Source organism: Pseudobutyrivibrio sp. ACV-2 (genome assembly GCF_900107545.1).
In the GTDB taxonomy this organism is placed as follows: domain Bacteria; phylum Bacillota; class Clostridia; order Lachnospirales; family Lachnospiraceae; genus Pseudobutyrivibrio.
Window position 1 is genome coordinate 1 of the sequence record NZ_FNQZ01000018.1, and the last position, 15481, is coordinate 15481.

19 protein-coding genes are annotated in these 15481 nt (G+C 37.5%); 13 read left to right on the top strand and 6 right to left on the bottom strand.

What is annotated here, in order from left to right; all coding sequences use genetic code 11:
- Nucleotides 1–514: 514 nt before the first annotated feature.
- The 5 genes from BLV53_RS14290 to BLV53_RS14310 form a co-directional block, all read right to left on the bottom strand.
- On the bottom strand, nucleotides 515–958 hold the full coding sequence (locus BLV53_RS14290) for a GNAT family N-acetyltransferase (RefSeq protein ID WP_090302067.1): 444 nt from the start codon (nucleotides 956–958) through the stop codon (nucleotides 515–517).
- A gap of 37 nt (nucleotides 959–995) precedes the next feature.
- The gene (locus BLV53_RS14295) at nucleotides 996–1688 is read right to left on the bottom strand and encodes an alpha/beta hydrolase-fold protein (protein ID WP_090302069.1); all 693 of its coding nucleotides are present in this window, start codon (nucleotides 1686–1688) and stop codon (nucleotides 996–998) included.
- 3 nt (nucleotides 1689–1691) lie between these two features.
- On the bottom strand, nucleotides 1692–1904 hold the full coding sequence (locus BLV53_RS14300) for a helix-turn-helix transcriptional regulator (protein WP_090302070.1): 213 nt from the start codon (nucleotides 1902–1904) through the stop codon (nucleotides 1692–1694).
- A 110-nt stretch (nucleotides 1905–2014) separates the two neighbouring features.
- Nucleotides 2015–2563, bottom strand: a complete 549-nt coding sequence (locus BLV53_RS14305) for a hypothetical protein (protein WP_090302077.1) — start codon at nucleotides 2561–2563, stop codon at nucleotides 2015–2017.
- Nucleotides 2550–2828 (bottom strand): hypothetical protein, encoded by a 279-nt coding sequence (locus tag BLV53_RS14310; protein WP_139298977.1) that lies wholly within the window; start codon nucleotides 2826–2828, stop codon nucleotides 2550–2552. Before BLV53_RS14310 ends, BLV53_RS14305 begins: the two co-directional genes overlap by 14 nt.
- A gap of 384 nt (nucleotides 2829–3212) precedes the next feature.
- On the opposite strand from BLV53_RS14310, the gene BLV53_RS14315 reads away from it, so the two are divergent.
- The 11 genes from BLV53_RS14315 to BLV53_RS14360 all read left to right on the top strand — a co-directional run bounded on the left by BLV53_RS14315 (nucleotide 3213) and on the right by BLV53_RS14360 (nucleotide 11189).
- Nucleotides 3213–4124 (top strand): alpha/beta hydrolase, encoded by a 912-nt coding sequence (locus BLV53_RS14315; protein WP_090302082.1) that lies wholly within the window; start codon nucleotides 3213–3215, stop codon nucleotides 4122–4124.
- 85 nt (nucleotides 4125–4209) lie between these two features.
- On the top strand, nucleotides 4210–4509 hold the full coding sequence (locus BLV53_RS14320; RefSeq protein ID WP_090302085.1) for a hypothetical protein: 300 nt from the start codon (nucleotides 4210–4212) through the stop codon (nucleotides 4507–4509).
- 101 nt (nucleotides 4510–4610) lie between these two features.
- Nucleotides 4611–5147 carry a phosphatase PAP2 family protein gene (locus tag BLV53_RS14325; protein WP_090302087.1) on the top strand — a complete coding sequence of 179 codons (537 nt, stop codon included), beginning with the start codon at nucleotides 4611–4613 and terminating at the stop codon, nucleotides 5145–5147.
- A gap of 110 nt (nucleotides 5148–5257) precedes the next feature.
- Nucleotides 5258–5428 carry a hypothetical protein gene (locus tag BLV53_RS17115; protein WP_170830881.1) on the top strand — a complete coding sequence of 57 codons (171 nt, stop codon included), beginning with the start codon at nucleotides 5258–5260 and terminating at the stop codon, nucleotides 5426–5428.
- A 29-nt stretch (nucleotides 5429–5457) separates the two neighbouring features.
- Nucleotides 5458–7293 carry a glycoside hydrolase family 3 protein gene (locus BLV53_RS14330; protein WP_170830882.1) on the top strand — a complete coding sequence of 612 codons (1836 nt, stop codon included), beginning with the start codon at nucleotides 5458–5460 and terminating at the stop codon, nucleotides 7291–7293.
- 39 nt (nucleotides 7294–7332) lie between these two features.
- On the top strand, nucleotides 7333–8436 hold the full coding sequence (locus tag BLV53_RS14335) for a ribose-phosphate pyrophosphokinase (protein WP_090302091.1): 1104 nt from the start codon (nucleotides 7333–7335) through the stop codon (nucleotides 8434–8436).
- Between the two features lie 100 nt (nucleotides 8437–8536).
- Nucleotides 8537–9106, top strand: coding sequence for a hypothetical protein (locus tag BLV53_RS14340; RefSeq protein ID WP_090302094.1), 570 nt, complete (start codon nucleotides 8537–8539; stop codon nucleotides 9104–9106).
- A 3-nt stretch (nucleotides 9107–9109) separates the two neighbouring features.
- Nucleotides 9110–9529, top strand: a complete 420-nt coding sequence (locus BLV53_RS14345) for a DUF3574 domain-containing protein (protein ID WP_090302096.1) — start codon at nucleotides 9110–9112, stop codon at nucleotides 9527–9529.
- Between the two features lie 32 nt (nucleotides 9530–9561).
- Nucleotides 9562–10221 carry a M15 family metallopeptidase gene (locus BLV53_RS14350; protein ID WP_090302098.1) on the top strand — a complete coding sequence of 220 codons (660 nt, stop codon included), beginning with the start codon at nucleotides 9562–9564 and terminating at the stop codon, nucleotides 10219–10221.
- Between the two features lie 52 nt (nucleotides 10222–10273).
- The gene (locus BLV53_RS14355; protein ID WP_090302100.1) at nucleotides 10274–10468 is read left to right on the top strand and encodes a putative periplasmic lipoprotein; all 195 of its coding nucleotides are present in this window, start codon (nucleotides 10274–10276) and stop codon (nucleotides 10466–10468) included.
- A gap of 4 nt (nucleotides 10469–10472) precedes the next feature.
- The gene (locus BLV53_RS14360) at nucleotides 10473–11189 is read left to right on the top strand and encodes a hypothetical protein (RefSeq protein WP_090302102.1); all 717 of its coding nucleotides are present in this window, start codon (nucleotides 10473–10475) and stop codon (nucleotides 11187–11189) included.
- A gap of 137 nt (nucleotides 11190–11326) precedes the next feature.
- On the opposite strand, the gene BLV53_RS14365 is transcribed toward BLV53_RS14360, so the two are convergent.
- A complete protein-coding gene (locus BLV53_RS14365; RefSeq protein WP_090302104.1) occupies nucleotides 11327–12523 on the bottom strand; it encodes a helix-turn-helix transcriptional regulator in 1197 nt (398 codons plus the stop codon).
- A gap of 183 nt (nucleotides 12524–12706) precedes the next feature.
- Here BLV53_RS14365 and BLV53_RS14370 point away from each other — a divergent pair, with 183 nt between their 5' ends.
- Together BLV53_RS14370 and BLV53_RS14375 are read left to right on the top strand one after the other, a co-directional pair.
- Nucleotides 12707–14011, top strand: coding sequence for a glycoside hydrolase family 1 protein (locus BLV53_RS14370; protein WP_090302106.1), 1305 nt, complete (start codon nucleotides 12707–12709; stop codon nucleotides 14009–14011).
- Nucleotides 14012–14040: 29 nt separating this feature from the next.
- Entirely contained in the window at nucleotides 14041–15462 is a 1422-nt protein-coding gene (locus BLV53_RS14375) for an MFS transporter (RefSeq protein WP_090302108.1), read from the top strand.
- Nucleotides 15463–15481 lie beyond the last annotated feature (19 nt).

A 15481-nucleotide genomic window follows, 5' to 3' on the forward strand; every position in this document is an offset into this window, starting at 1 on the left:
AGAGAAAAAGAGTAAGATAATCTCAAATCTAATTCTTATCACAAATGCACAGGGATAGTCTTTTCTGTGTTTTCCGAGTACAAATTTACGCTGCCGTGAGGTTTTAGGGTAGTTTACAAAAGAGATTAAAGTCTTTATAATATGAATTAAGAAAAGGTGCTAGCCGATTGACGGTTGGTCCGTTCAGAAAAAAGCAGTAGTAACCGCTCAGTCCTGCCAGACTAATGAGCGGTTACTTTTTTGTTGCACTATCTCGGTCAACTTTGTAGCCGATTCCAAATGCTGTAAATAATACTCCAGTAATAGCTACAAATTGCTCTAATGTTAACATCAAAGTATTCCTCCATAGATTATTTCTGCTAAATGACAGATTATTCTAAATAGAGGTCTCAGTCCTCTAGTTGAAGACCAACCGCCAACCGTAATGGGTAGCACCAGAATTAAGTCTATCAAAAGAGAATGTTAAAAACAATCGAACATTGATATTCTCTCACAAGATTTTTTTCTAGCCGTTTTACAAGGTTAATCTCATTTGATACCACTGGACATCACCGTGGGTTGATTCGCTGATTCCCTCATTCTTGAATCCAAACTTGGCATAGTAGTCGATAAGCTTATCTTTGCAGGTTAATACTAGGCCAGATCTATTTTGTGATTTCGAATCTTCAATGGCATGCTCTATAAGTTTACCAGCATAGCCATGGTTTCTATATTCAGGAATGGTGTTTACTCCAAATATCATCTGCCATTTGCCATTTTCATCGTGCATGTCAGCCTTAGCATACATTCCATCAGTAAGGTCGGGGTCATCTGTACAAAATCCATCAACGAAAGCTATGAGTTTGTCATTATCAAACATTAGCCAGAAGTGGTTAGCATAGTGTTCTAAGCGATCTTTGAATTCTCCTGATGTGGCTGCTTCTGTGGGAGGGAAGCATTCTGCTTCTACGCGAGCAATAGCAGGTAAGTCATCTCATCTATAGTAGCTGTTCTAATTAGCATTGTGTTGTCCTCTCAATACACCAAACGAAACCTTTAGCTGTTCGTATATCGGGTTCTTTAAAGTGATTTCCTTCATTCCATTCAAGGGTTGTGTCTATAGCCTTAGATGGGAAAATCTCACTAAGTTCACGTGTACAGTTGCCTACTGTAGCCATAGTAGAATTCTTAGCTCGCTCTTCTTTATCCCCTAGACTTAGATAAATATGCTTGGTATGTGGATTGTTATCTTTAGCATAATCAAGAAATCCAGGGAACCAAACCGACGGTGATGCTGCAGATATGGCAGTAAAGGTATCTGTTTGGTACGCACTCCAAAGAGCAAATAGACCGGCTAGTGAGTATCCGCCAACTATGGTAGGGATTGTTGGGCTGAGGTTGTATTTTACTCTTGTTGCTGGAATGAGCGTATCTAAGATAAAGCACAATGTGTTTTTCGCACCTTCACCAAAGCCTTCTTTACCAAAAACAGGCGGTGCTGTCCAAGGGGATAGCTCGGTATTCCAGTTATCTATGCTGAAGGCTACAAGCATATATGGAGAACTAGTATGCTCGGATATATATGCAATTTCATCATCTAGCATTTCATAATCATGTGAATCCACTGGTTGAATAAGCAGAATCTCAGGGGATTTAGTTATATATACTATGCAATTCTTTGTTTCGATTTGGAAGGTCTCTTTATTCATTCGTTAGTCCTCTTCTTCAGGAAACTCAAAGACTTCTTCTACGGATTTACCAAATACTTTAGCAATGTCCATAGCAAGTTTAAGTGAAGGATTGTATTTGCCATTCTCTAATTTACCTATAGTTTCACGGCGCACACCAACCATTTCGGCTAATTCTGCTTGCTGGAGATGCATTTCTTTTCTATATTCATGGATTCTGGTCTTTAATGTTGGCATAGCATCGATGATATCCTGGAGTGGAGTCTAGGTCATTGGGTCAAAATTGTCTTCTTATTCTTGTATATGTATTTCTATATAAGGTGGAGCTCTTGCTCCGCCTTTATTGTTTACTTAAGCTCTTCGAATATCTGCTTGATGTTACTGTCAGTGTTGGTGTCCTTCAAGTAGCCATAGTTGACGTCGTGCTTCTGCATATATGAAGTGAAGCGGTAGTATTCTGAATGACAGATAAAGTTACTGAAGAAGTATACTTTATCCCTGCCATCGGCTGTTGCAGGGCTAAGTGAAGCGAACTTCTCTACGCCTATAAAGCTCCAGTTAGGGAATAAGGTTTTTAGCTTATTATACCAGTTTGGATGGCCTCCGATGATAAGGATGTTCTTGTCTTCGATAGCTTTTTTCAATTCCTCTACGTTTGTATTAGATTCTGGGACAGTCTCGTCAGTAAGAATGTAAACGTAGTTTCTAAGATGGATTAATCCCTCATGCTCTGCTTCGAACTGATTCTTTAAAGATTCAAAAGTAGCAGCTTCGGTCTTGGCTTTTTTATTGTTGCTACGAAGATATTGGATATCTTGCTCAGCTTTATTTAACTTATTACGTAGCTCTGCAATTTCCTTTAGATAGTCTTCATTTGAAGCATTACCAGAAGACACAGGAGCTATCGTCAAATTCTTGTAGTTTAGTACCACAATGAGCCATGAAATCGTGCTCAATAATAGGGAAATCTACATACATTTCATCAGTCATAAAATCCTGAAGAAAATAGAAATCTGCTCCTGCTGTATCTGGCTCGATAATAATTCCATTGTCTCGATTATATTGGTCCTCAACGATTAGGGAGGCAAATTTTTTTGCTAATAAATCGCTGGCCTCCTGGAGAACAGAATTATTTTGAAAAGCATCATATGGTAATTTCATAACGGAATCGCCTCTGTTATAGATATAGGGATATTTTACCATAACAGGTAAAAGCATCGAGTTACATTTTTCCTGGGAAGATATTAGAAAAGGTTATGAAGCTTGGGCCGGTTGTTGCTATGTGGGAGACGATACCTCTTTAATATTTCTTGGACCCTTCCTAGCAGCTTCGCAGGTCTGCCCAGCTCCACAGACCAGGCGCTTCGCTTACAAGGAAGATTATAATCGGCTTCGCCGATGGGGGATTTATCTTTCAGTTTTCTATGAACCTTTCAGTTTTTCCTTCCCCCGGACCCCCTTTCCCCAGGATTTCAGAATTCAGAATATGGTTAGTAATGTCTAACTTGCTGTGATATTATTTTATTTAGGAAAGGTGGGAATAATATGGCTAGTATACAGTACAAAATGGTTTATGGCTTATTTAAGCTTTTAGGTGTTAACAAGATGCTTGATAAAGAGGGAGTTGAGTTTGATAAGCTTCTTGAAACCTATAGTAAAAAACAGAAAAAGCCACTTGCTATCCCATACAAAAAGATGGAAGGCTTTGACATTGAGACTAAAACTATCAGAGAGACTACAATTTATATAGTCAGAGAAAAGGGGAAAACTCCTTCAAAGGGAATTCTATACCTTTTTGGTGGCGGATATATTTTGCCACCTGATCCAGGGGATATTGTTTTATGTGGGCAAATTGCTAAGGAGTGTGACGCCGAGGTTTGGTTTCCTCTCTATCCTATGGCTCCAGAGCACAAGCTCATCGACACAGTTCAAAGTACAGTGAAGGTATATGAGAGTATGCTATCCAAATATGATAGGAGCAATGTGCGATTCTTTGGTACATCCTCAGGTGGCGGACTGGCCATGTCAGTTTGTATGTATATAAAGCATGAGGGATTAAGTATGCCATTACCTGAAAAGCTGGTACTTCAATCACCAGGACTTCAAGTGCCACCTAGCAAAGAACAAAAGAATGAAATGAATTTGATTAAGAAAGATGATGTAATGATTCCACCCGACTTTTTTGATAGGATTGCACCTGTACTTGCCAAGGGAGAAGAGGAGTATCTTTTAATTCCATTGCTATTTGATATTTCAGGCTTTCCTTCTATTGATATTTTTTATGGAACGAAGGAAGTTATGTATGTGTATTTGAAATATATGAGAGAGCACTGCAAGAAATACGGTGTAGTTCTTAATGAGCATGTAGGTGAGGGAATGATGCACTGCTGGGGAGCTATGGAGTTTGTTCCAGAGGCAAAGGCTGTAAGACAGGAATATTTTGCAGCTCTTAGATAGACGGTCATGCTAGTTTGGCTCCATTTCAGCCAGAGAGATTTATTGAAGCAATAGGTTAAATTGTTGTAAGGGGAGGGACGAGGATATGATGAAGTACACGGGAAAGTACTATATGATTTTTTCGCTATTGTTACGCAAGCATCTCAATAATCAATTTGGAAAAGAGATAACCAGCAAAGCTCTCAAAGGTGCAAAGCCTATTTATAAAGATATGCTCTTAAAATGTGAGGATATTGGCTATGACAATCCAATGGCTGGGAATATTTATATGTGCTTTGTTTTTCTTGCCATATGGAAAGCTACTGACAACTGTAATGATCCAGAGTGGTTCAGAGATTTATTTGGTACCATGTGTAAAAGTGTGGGGCTCTTGGACGAAAAATGATGTTTTTATATTTAAAGACTGGCTGGTCCAGTCTTTATTTTTGCAGTTTTTTCATAATCTTTGGATATACTTATCTATGATTAATAAGAGGAGGGAAAGTTATGGAGTTTGAATTCTTATATGCTATACCACGTACAGAAGTATTAGACACTTTCTTTTTAACAATCAACAAGATTACAGGATCTTATGGGCAGCTTTGGGTAATCATTGCTGTGATTCTTCTGTTATTCAAGAAGACTAGAAAGATTGGTATAGCAGTTTTGGTTTCTTATGTGCTTGTGTTTGTCTTAGGTCAGTATGGACTAAAAAATATGTTTTCAAGAATGCGTCCGTGTCAGATAGATGAGACTTTTGAGCTTTTGGTTTCACGTCCATCCAGCTCATCATTCCCATCTACTCATTCAGCCTGGGCATTTGGTGGAGCGGTAGCTATTTTCTTAGGGAATAAGAAGGGTGGAGTAATTGCCTTGATTTGGGCGGCACTTATAGCCTTCAGCAGAATGTACTTATTCCTTCATTTCCCAACAGACGTATTAGCAGGAATTGTTTTTGGTGTGTTGATGGGTGTAGTTGCTACTAAACTGGTGGAGTTTATTTCAAAGAAGATTAGTGCAGGAAAGGGAGGTGTCTATGAATAACGATGAGTAATGGAGAAATATGGTATTTCTAAGAAATTGGGAATTGGGATTATGCTTCAAATGTTGTAGACGATGAGCTAGAGCTTTTTACGATAAGAAGCAGGACACATATGCTTCCATTTACAAATAAGCGTTTGCTGATTAAGACTGAAAGAGGGGTTGTTCCGGACGACTTTGTGCATGAACATTATCTCGTAATAAAAGAAAAAGGGCTGACAGTGTTGATGTCTGGCTGCGCCCACAATGGAATTTTGAGTATTCTTGATGCTTATAAAATATAGAAGAAAAAATGCTGTTCAAGGAGGAGCTTATGAAAAAAAGAATAGCTTTTGTATTGTCGATACTAATAGCTGTAGTTACAGTTATTAGTCCAGCTTGTACAGTGAATGTTCAGGCCAAGGAGAGTATTGCTCAAATAGTTTCAGACATGCCACTGGAACAGAAGGTGGCGCAGATGATTATGCCTTCTTTTAGGTATTGGGGTACAGGGGATGCCAAAAAGGGCGTCACAGAATTGAATGACCAGCAGAAGGCAACTTTGATGAAATATAACTTTGGAGGTGTTATTCTTTTTGCACAAAATACCCAGGAAGCAGCGCAGACAACAGAGCTTGTCACTGCCATGCAAAAAGCCAATATTCAGGGCGGAGCCAAGTCGTCATTACTGATTTCAATTGATCAGGAAGGGGGATATATCACTCGTCTTCAGACTGGAACGCAGATGCCAGGAAATATGGCTATTGGTGCTACAGGTGATTCGGAGAATGCTTATCGTGCTGCTAATGTAATTGGAAAAGAGCTTGCAGTACAGGGAATAAATGTTGATTTTGCGCCTGTTATGGATGTAAATAATAATCCTGAAAATCCTATTATTGGAGTACGCTCATTTTCGGATAATCCATACACGGTGGCACGCTTTAGTCAGAGATTTATAGACGGGCTCCATAGTAATGGAGTCATGACTGCATTAAAGCATTTTCCTGGTCATGGCGATACGGCTACTGATAGTCATACTGGATTACCATTAATTGACAAAACGTATGACGAATTGAAGAAACTAGAGCTTATTCCATACGCTGCAGTTGCCAAGAAATCTGATTTCGTTATGACAGCTCATATTCAGTATCCAAAAATTGAGACAGGAACGTACATTTCTAAGCTTACAGGCGAAAAAATAAATATACCAGCAACACTCTCAAAGACTATACTTACAGGGATTCTAAGGGATGATTTGGGCTTCGACGGTGTAATTATCACTGACGCATTGGATATGGATGCCATTGCGAAACATTTTGATAAGCTTGAAGCAACAGAGCTTGCTATCAATGCCGGCGCAAATATGCTGTTGATGCCTATAGATTTGTCTACAGAGGACGGATTAAAGAACCTGGATGATTACATCAGTGGTGTAGTTGCAGGAATAAAATCAGGAGATATTTCTATAGACGCTGTAAATGAGTCTGTTACCAGAATTTTAAAAATGAAGGCGAAGTATGGCTTATTGGTTGACGATTCATTAAATTCAGTGAGCAAATGGTCAAGAATTCAGCCATCAGCTACAGTGGCAGAAAAAGTAGTTGGAAGCAAAGCAAATCATGATGTGGAATGGGATATTGCCCTTGAGGCGATTACTTCAATAAAAAATGATAATGCATTCCCTATAGATTCTGATAAGAAGGTAGTAATCTTATATCCATCGGTAAGTCAGTCGAAATCATTCGAGTATGCACTTGATAGATTGAAGGAAAGTGGTATTAAGATTAATAAAAATAATATTTCCATGATTTATATAGAGAATTATGATAACTACAATATAGCTCAGGGAATAGCTGGTGCAGATGTTGTTATTTGCCTGTCTGCAATATATTCAGCAGAGGTGAAGAACAAAGAGTTTATAACAAACGTTATTTCAGAGTCTCACAAAAATAATGCCAAGGCAATTTTTTTAAGTGCTCAATTACCATATGATACAGCATTTTATCAGGCTGCCGATGGTATAGTGGCTTGTTATAATGCCAAAGGAATGACAGATATTCCAAACTTTAAGGCAAACACAAAACAATATGGTCAAAATATTCCAGCTGCAGTATATGTATTGTTTGGTGGGGCAGGAGCGAAGGGCGTTCTACCTGTAAGTGTGAACTAAGGGTTTTCTTAGACCAGGCTGAAGCATGCGGAGGCACCTATGGAAAATATTTTTTTTAATAATCTTGGAATAATTGCTTTGGAATCAGCGACAGAATTGGGAAAAAAAATCAACAAAGTACTTTATGATTGGAGGGATGAAAATTTCCTCATACCATGCAGTTGCCCTAGGTTTAGCAGTGGAGAAGCCAAAGGAATAGTCGAGGCTTCTGTTCGTGACAAAGATATTTATATTTTGGTAGACGTATGCAATAATTCACTGACCTATAAGATGGATGGAAGCTTGAATCGCATGTCTCCGGATGATCACTATCAGGATTTAAAGAGAATAATAGCCGCATGTAATGGAAAGGCAGGCAGAATCACAGTCATTATGCCGTTCCTGTATGAAGGACGGCAGCATAGAAAGACAATGCGTGAGTCTTTAGATTGTGCAATGATGCTTAAAGAATTAGAAAATATGGGGGTGCACAGTATTGTAACTTTCGATGCCCATGATCCTCGCATGCAAAACGTATTGCCTTTAAATGGTCTCGAAATAATATCACCTGCTCTGCAATTCACACAGGCTTTATTTGCAGAGTATGAAGATTTGAAAATAGATAGTGAACATCTAATTTTCGTTGCCCCAGACGAAGGCGCAACTGAACGAGTAATATTTCTGGCCTCTCTTTTTGGGGTAAACATTGGTATGTTTTACAAGCGCCGTGATTACACTAAGATTGTGGACGGTACAAATCCAATCATTGCTCATGAATTTTGCGGTGGAAATATTGACGGCATGGATGCAATAGTAGTTGATGATATGATTGCTTCCGGTGGAAGTATGATAGATGTTGCAAATCAGTTAAAGGAAAGAGGAGCAAAAAGAGTATTTCTGTTTTCTACCTTTGGTTTATTTACTAGCGGTCTTGAGAAATTTGACAAAGCCTATGAAAGTGGCGTATTCACAAGAATATTTACAACAAATCTGATACACCAGAAAGAGGAGCTCTTGGAAAAGGAATACTATAGCACTGTTAATATGGGACGCTATATTGCAGCAATCATAGATACTTTAAACAAAGGTGATTCTATGATTGAAATTTCTAAACCTGCTTCAAGAATAAGAAAGGCTGTAGAAGACTACAAAATTTACCATTAGATATACAGAGATGCTTTCCTCTCTGGCCAATAAGCTTCACTTTAATGTTGTAAAAATCAATCTATTTCAAAGAAGATTAGTGCAGGAAAGGGAGGTGTCTATGAATAACGATGAAGTAATGGAGAAATATGGTATTTCTAAGAAATTGGGAATTGGGATTATGCTTCAAGTGTTGTTGATGATTGCAGCACTTATACTTACGATTATAGGAATTATCAACAACACAAATTTGCACAGAGCCATCATATACATAGGCCAGGCAGCTGCTTGTATTCTAATAATAGTATTTGGTGTATTTCGATTTAAAGATAGGAATAGAAAGTTTTTAAGGATTGTCTTAAATTCATATGCTTTACTTGAAGCGTTAAGAGCTGCACTTTTAAACACAGATGGTGTAAACCCTTGGGTCGGAGCATTAGCAAAATTCATTTTGGCAGTTTTAGCCTGCAATTGTGTTTTAGTGGCAGAGCGAATGGAAAAAGGTTCTAGCGAAAAGATATCTTTAGGTATGGTTATTTTAGAGATAGTTCTTTATATAGTGTTCCTGGTTGGATTCCCTGGCGTAATGCTTGGTCACCTTAATCGCTTCTTACCTCTTGTAGGTGTTCTTATTGCAGGAAGCATAGCAATATTACAAAAAGGAAAGAACAGTCAGCTTGGAAAGGAGTAATCTATGAGAAAAAAGTTAATTCCAATAATTCTATCTATTTTTATGATTACTGCTTTTGTAGCTTGTTCAAAGACTTCGACAATTCTGGGGCAACAATCTGAAACCGGAGAGAAATATACGCTTTATCTTGGACTTAATGATAAGGACACTTATGAACAAATAATTAGTACAGAGGATGCTTTAGATAAAGCTAATCAGATTTGTGCAAAGTATGCTGGTGGCTATACTCAACTGAGCGCAAAAGGTGGTTGGATTAATGATGATGGCACTATGGGGCATGAGAACACCATAGTATATATCTTATATGATATTTCAGAAGATAACCTCCAGTCTTTACTTGATGAGTTGATTGATGGATTTAATCAAAGCTCTGTTTTAGTAGAAAAGAATGAAGTCTCTCATATTTATTATTCCAAGGAATAGGATAACGGTAGAAAGGAATGTGAATCGCCGCTATGCGTACAAATGTTATTGAGGATATTACAAAGGATCCATCTGGATTTATTCTTCTATCAGATGTTATCCCTAGCATAATTCAAGAAATACGTTATTTTTCAACTTACAATTTTGTAGGGGAGCGTATAGACGGATATGAAGAACCTTGCGCCATTTTAACAAAAGAGGCGGCAAGGGCTTTAAAGACTGTAAGTAATGAACTTATGGTACAAGGGTATCGTCTAAAGATATTTGATGCTTATCGCCCTGCGTCTGCAGTTAAACATTTCGTGTTATGGGGCATAGAAGACCAGGATATTAGAATGAAGTCTTATTTTTATCCTGAACTAGAAAAGCAAGAGTTATTTTCAAAGGGATATATAGCAAAACAATCTAGCCATAGCCGTGGTAGCACAGTGGATTTGACTCTTCTTGATATGAAAACAGGTAAAGAAGTAGATATGGGGGGACCTTTTGATTATTTTGGTGAACTATCTCATCCAAATTACAAAAATATTTCTGCGGAGCAGTATGAAAACCGTATGACTTTACAGCAAGTCATGGTTCGAAATGGCTTTGTGCCTTTTGATTGTGAATGGTGGCATTTTACACTGAAAAATGAACCATATCCTGATACATACTTTGATTTTCCAGTATCTTCCAATTATTTAAGGAAATAATATACCCTTCTGTGATATATTAGAAAGAAAAAATATAGCAAAGGGATTATTTATGAAAAAGACGTTAGTTACATTATTATTGGCTTGTATGCTTGTGGGCTGTGGCAATAAGCAGAGTGATGAGATAATTGGTGGGGCAGATGAGCCTACAAGTATTATTTTGGAATCGGATTCAACAAAAGATGATGAGGAAGAGCCTACTGGAGAGACTTTTAATGTAAAAGACTATTTTGAAATAGGTGAATAATGTTATGGAACGTGATGAGTTAAAAGAAGCCATTCTTAGAGATCTAAATGCAGAGGAATATCCTTTTATTATAGAAGTTAAAGGAAACACCATTATTGGAAGATGGAAGACTCAGGAGATTCTTGAGGGTGCTAATCCAAAAAGATATCGTCCCTTTTCTGTAGAATATAAGCTCCGTGCAGACGGAACATTTTATGGCGGGGAAATGACAGTCCACTGTGATGAGTACAAGCCACCTATGTCAGCAGAGTCTAGAGGGGTGTATTCTGTTACTGCCAATGAAAATTTGAAGTGGAGGAAAAAGGTGGATGTTAAAGACTGGTCTACTATCGACCACGACGAGCAAAAGCTTTTTTCAATAATAGAGCATTATTTGATAGATAAAGGGTTTTCCTATCGACCAGGTGTATGGAACCATGCTTATATAGGATGGAGACAAGGATATTACTTACGATTAGTAGGTGCATTACTATTGTTTGTTGGTACCTTTATTTTTATAGGCTCACTAGGTACTGGAAACTTATTTCTTAATCTATTTCCTTGGATTCACATCATAGTTGGTGCTTGGGTTCTTCTTATAGGATTAGGGAAGATTCCGTTTTACCATCTTAGGAATGACATACTGATAAAAGTGATTATTGGAACCATTGCCATTTGTTGGTTGTTAGTCTTTGCCTGTATGTTTTTTGATATAGATCCACTTGGATTCCTTTTTAGATAACTAATATTGTCCAACAAATTACCCTTCTGTGATATACTTAAAGATTTTCTTTTCATTTAAGTTATTCTCCTTCTTAGAGCTACATCATATGGTGTAGCTCTATTTTTATGTTTAAAAACATGGCATATTGCCTATCACTAGGCTTCCTTTCGATATTCCATAGGTGTCTTTCCAGTCTGTTTTTTGAAAGCAGTTTGAAACCAGCTTTGTGATGAAAATGATAATATTTCTGAAATTGATGATAGTGATAGATCTGTGAAGCGAAGTAGAGCCTCTGCCTCGTGTATTTTTTCTTTAACAATAAAACTCTTTAGTGTCATGCCTGTTTCGGATTTAAATTTCCTGGATAAATGTTCTTCTGATAAATTTACTAATTCAGCAAGTTTCTTGACAGTTATCTGTTCTCTAAAATGATTTTGAACATATATTATTACAGTTCGAATATCATGACTTGTGTTGCCAGGTATATTAACATCTCTGACCAACCTTGCATAGGCAGCGGGAATGAACATTCTTGCTGATAATTGAATTAGGGACTCAACATCAGGCGAGGACTCTATCTGGTCACTAAAAGCCCTTCCTAAAGAGTCAGTAGAACGTAATGGCACGCCTGCAGATAGAGCTGCACGTTGGCTGAGAGAGTTCAAAACAATGAGTGAATTTTTAGCATATCGTAGACTTAATCTATTCATCGATTCCATAAATTGCTCTGGAATAACAAGGTTCTCAAGATTTTCAACCATGCCATGAGAAATATAAAATAGAATTCTGTCCTGAATATCTGTGTCAGTGTAGTCATGATCGTCAAAAGTAATCTCTGTTGTAATTGCATTAGTAACTTTCTCTAGCGCATTTTTCTGAGTTAGGTTCGTTGAGTATTCGCTAATTGTTTTAATATCGTGTATTTCCACACCCAACAGGGATGCTATTAGAGATAAGGTAGCTTTAAATTGATGTAGGTCAGTCAATTTCATCGAAGCAAGTGTACTCGATATTGCTAAAGCAATCTCTTTTGAATAGCTGGAGCTTATCTGACCCGTAAAATGTTTCAGGGAAACAGAATTCATCTCGACAATAGTGGCAGGCCCCAAGACGATTATCTGCTTATTTGAAAAATCTGGGATAAATCCCAATAGAAGCAGGGAATCTGTGACAAGACAACAAACTTGATTTGTAAAAGAACTAAAGTGTGTCCATTCAGGAATATCAGATAGTTTAAAAGCGCCATTAAAATTCTTATCAGGGATAAGTTTCTTACATGTCCAATCTAAATCAAATACTGAGATTGGAACTCCATATATTTGATAAATCAATTCTAATTGTGATAATAGCATTTCATATCAGCCTCCCATTGTAACTTTTTCATAAATTTGCGCAGTAGGAAATTGTGCAAAAAGGGAAAAATATAGCAAATATCATAAAACTATAATACACATCAAATTAATAAAATACAATATCTGTTCATCCCAATATAATGTGTTCACAACTTAACATTTAACTAAGGAGGAAGAGGGAATATGTTTGAGAAGAGTTTTTTATTGGGGGCTGCCACAGCTGCACATCAGGTAGAAGGAAACAATATTTACAGTGATTATTGGGTTCAGGAGAATTTGGAGCACAGTATGTTTGATGAACCTTCTGGTTTGGCAGTAGATCATTATCATCATTTTGAAGAGGATATAAAGCTATTAAAGGATGCGGGACTGAATGCATATCGATTTTCAGTTGAGTGGGCAAGAATACAGCCAGAGGAGGGCAAATGGGATTCTGCAGAAGTAGAGCATTACAAGGATGTCATTAAGTGCTGTGTAGAAAATGGAGTGGAACCGGTTATCACTCTAATGCACTTTACATCTCCTAAGTGGTTAATTCGTAAAGGCGGATGGGAGAATCCTGAGGTCATTGATGATTTTGCTGCATACTGCGGACGAATTGTTTCAGAATTGGGAGAAGGAATTCATTATGTTTGCACCATCAATGAAGCCAATATGCGTTATCAATTGGCTGGACTGATGAAAAGCATGATGGCTCGCATGAGTGCAAGTCGTTCTCTAGAAGAAAAACAGGCCGAAGAAGATTCGAAGGTTCAGGTTGGTATCAATTTGGATCAGAATCGTATGATGCAAGCTGCAATGGAAAGTGCACAGGCATTTGGATTTAAAGACCCAAGAGATGTTGCTGTATTTGTATCACAGTGCTCAGATGAAGGAGACCGAATTGTAATGAAAGCACACATGGCTGCGGTAAAAGCAATTCGAGAAGTTAGGCCTGATTTAAAGGTTGGAATTACATTATCATTGCATGACTTACAATCACTTGAAGAATCAAATAGTGAAGAATCAACTAAAGCAGTTGAAAGAGTATGGGATGAAGAATTACTTCATTATCTTCCAGCTATTGAAGGCGATGATTTCCTCGGCGTTCAATGTTATACGAGAAAATGCTTCGATGAGCAGGGGGAGGAACGTTTACCTGATGGTGTTAAAACAACCCAGATGGGATATGAAAACTATCCTAAAGCAATTGGAAATGTAGTTCGAAAGGTGGCAAAGTCCTTCAAAGGAGATTTAATTGTTACGGAAAATGGAATTGCAACATCAGAAGATAACGAGAGAGTAGAGTACATAAAAACTGCTACTGATGAGATTAAATCATGTATAGATGATGGATTACCAGTTAAAGGGTATTTTTATTGGTCATTATTAGACAATTTTGAATGGCAAAAGGGATTCAAGATGACCTTTGGACTTATTGGCGTTGATCGAAATGATATGAGCCGACATCCAAAGGAAAGCCTGAGATTTCTTGGAAGTCTACGCTAGATACAAAATGATAATAAAAAGGAGCAAAAATGGAAAATCAAATTAATTACAGAAAAGCAAAGAACTGGCAAATTGCCTTATCACAAATGAATTCTGCAAACGCAATGTGTTTTTATATCTTAATGACTTACGTCAGTTATGTTGGAAATGCTGGGTATGGTATTGCAACTGCGATAATGGGCACTATTCTTACATTCAGTAGAATACTTGAGGGTGTTCTAAATCCTGTAATTGCAGTATTCGTGGATAAATTTAACACCAGATTTGGAAAGATTCGTATATTCCTTTTTGGCGGATGGCTGATTCAGACTGCAGCGGTTTTATTGTTATTTATTTGGGGAAGTGGTAAAGGACATGGAATTATACTTTTCGTAGTAATGTATGTCATTTATTTATTTGGATACGCCATGAATAATGTTGCAGGCCAAATAATGGGACCGGTAATGACAAATGATCCTGAGCAAAGACCAATGGTAGGGGTATGGGCAACTGTTTATAGTTACTTTGCGCCAATGATTATGACAATTTTAATCACAATGGTAATTCTTCCAAAGTATCAAAATACATATTCTGTTGAAATGCTTAGCACTTCGTGCATTGTAACAGTGGCAATCTCTCTTGTGTTCATTATTCTGGCTTGCATAGGTGTATCTGAGACTGACTGTCCAGAAAATTTTGAAGATGTGGCTGCAACCAATAATGAAAAGGTTTCTTTTAAAGATATGGTTTCGCTTTTAGGCAAGAATAAAGCAATGCAAACCTATGTGATTTCAGCCTCTGCTGTAAAACTTGCAAATCAGGTTGGTAGTCAATCTATTGTATCAACAATGATGTTTGGAATACTGATTGGAAATATGCAGCTTTCCACATTAATCAGTGTAATTGCGATGCTTCCTTCAATCGTGTTCGCCATTATTGGAGGAAAGTATGCAGGTAAGCATGGAAGTAGAAAAGCTATTTCATTCTGGTCATTTGTAAGTCTCATTGCAACAGTACTTATGACTGTATTTTTACTGACAATTAATACGAGAACGATTACAGTTGCAGTACTTCCAACTATTGTATATTTCGTTTTAACTCTTGCTGTTAATGGAACAAAAATGGGTGTCACAGCAGCTACAACATCAATGAGTGCGGATGTAGTCGATTATGAGAAAGACCGTTCTGGAAAGTTTATTCCTGCTGTTGTTACAGCTACTTATTCTATGATTGACCGACTTGTATCGTCGTTAGCAACAGTGATTACCATGGGCTGTGTTGCTCTTATTGGTTATGAGACAACTATGCCACAGCCAAATGATCCTATGACTAATGGTATTAAGTATCTGACAGTGTTATTGCTTTATGGATTTCCAATAATAGGATGGATTATCTCAATTATATGCATGAAAATAAGCCCTCTTTCAAAGGAAAAGATGGCTGAGATTCAGGCAAAAGGCCAGAAGAAATAATAGGAAGTGAGGTAGTAGA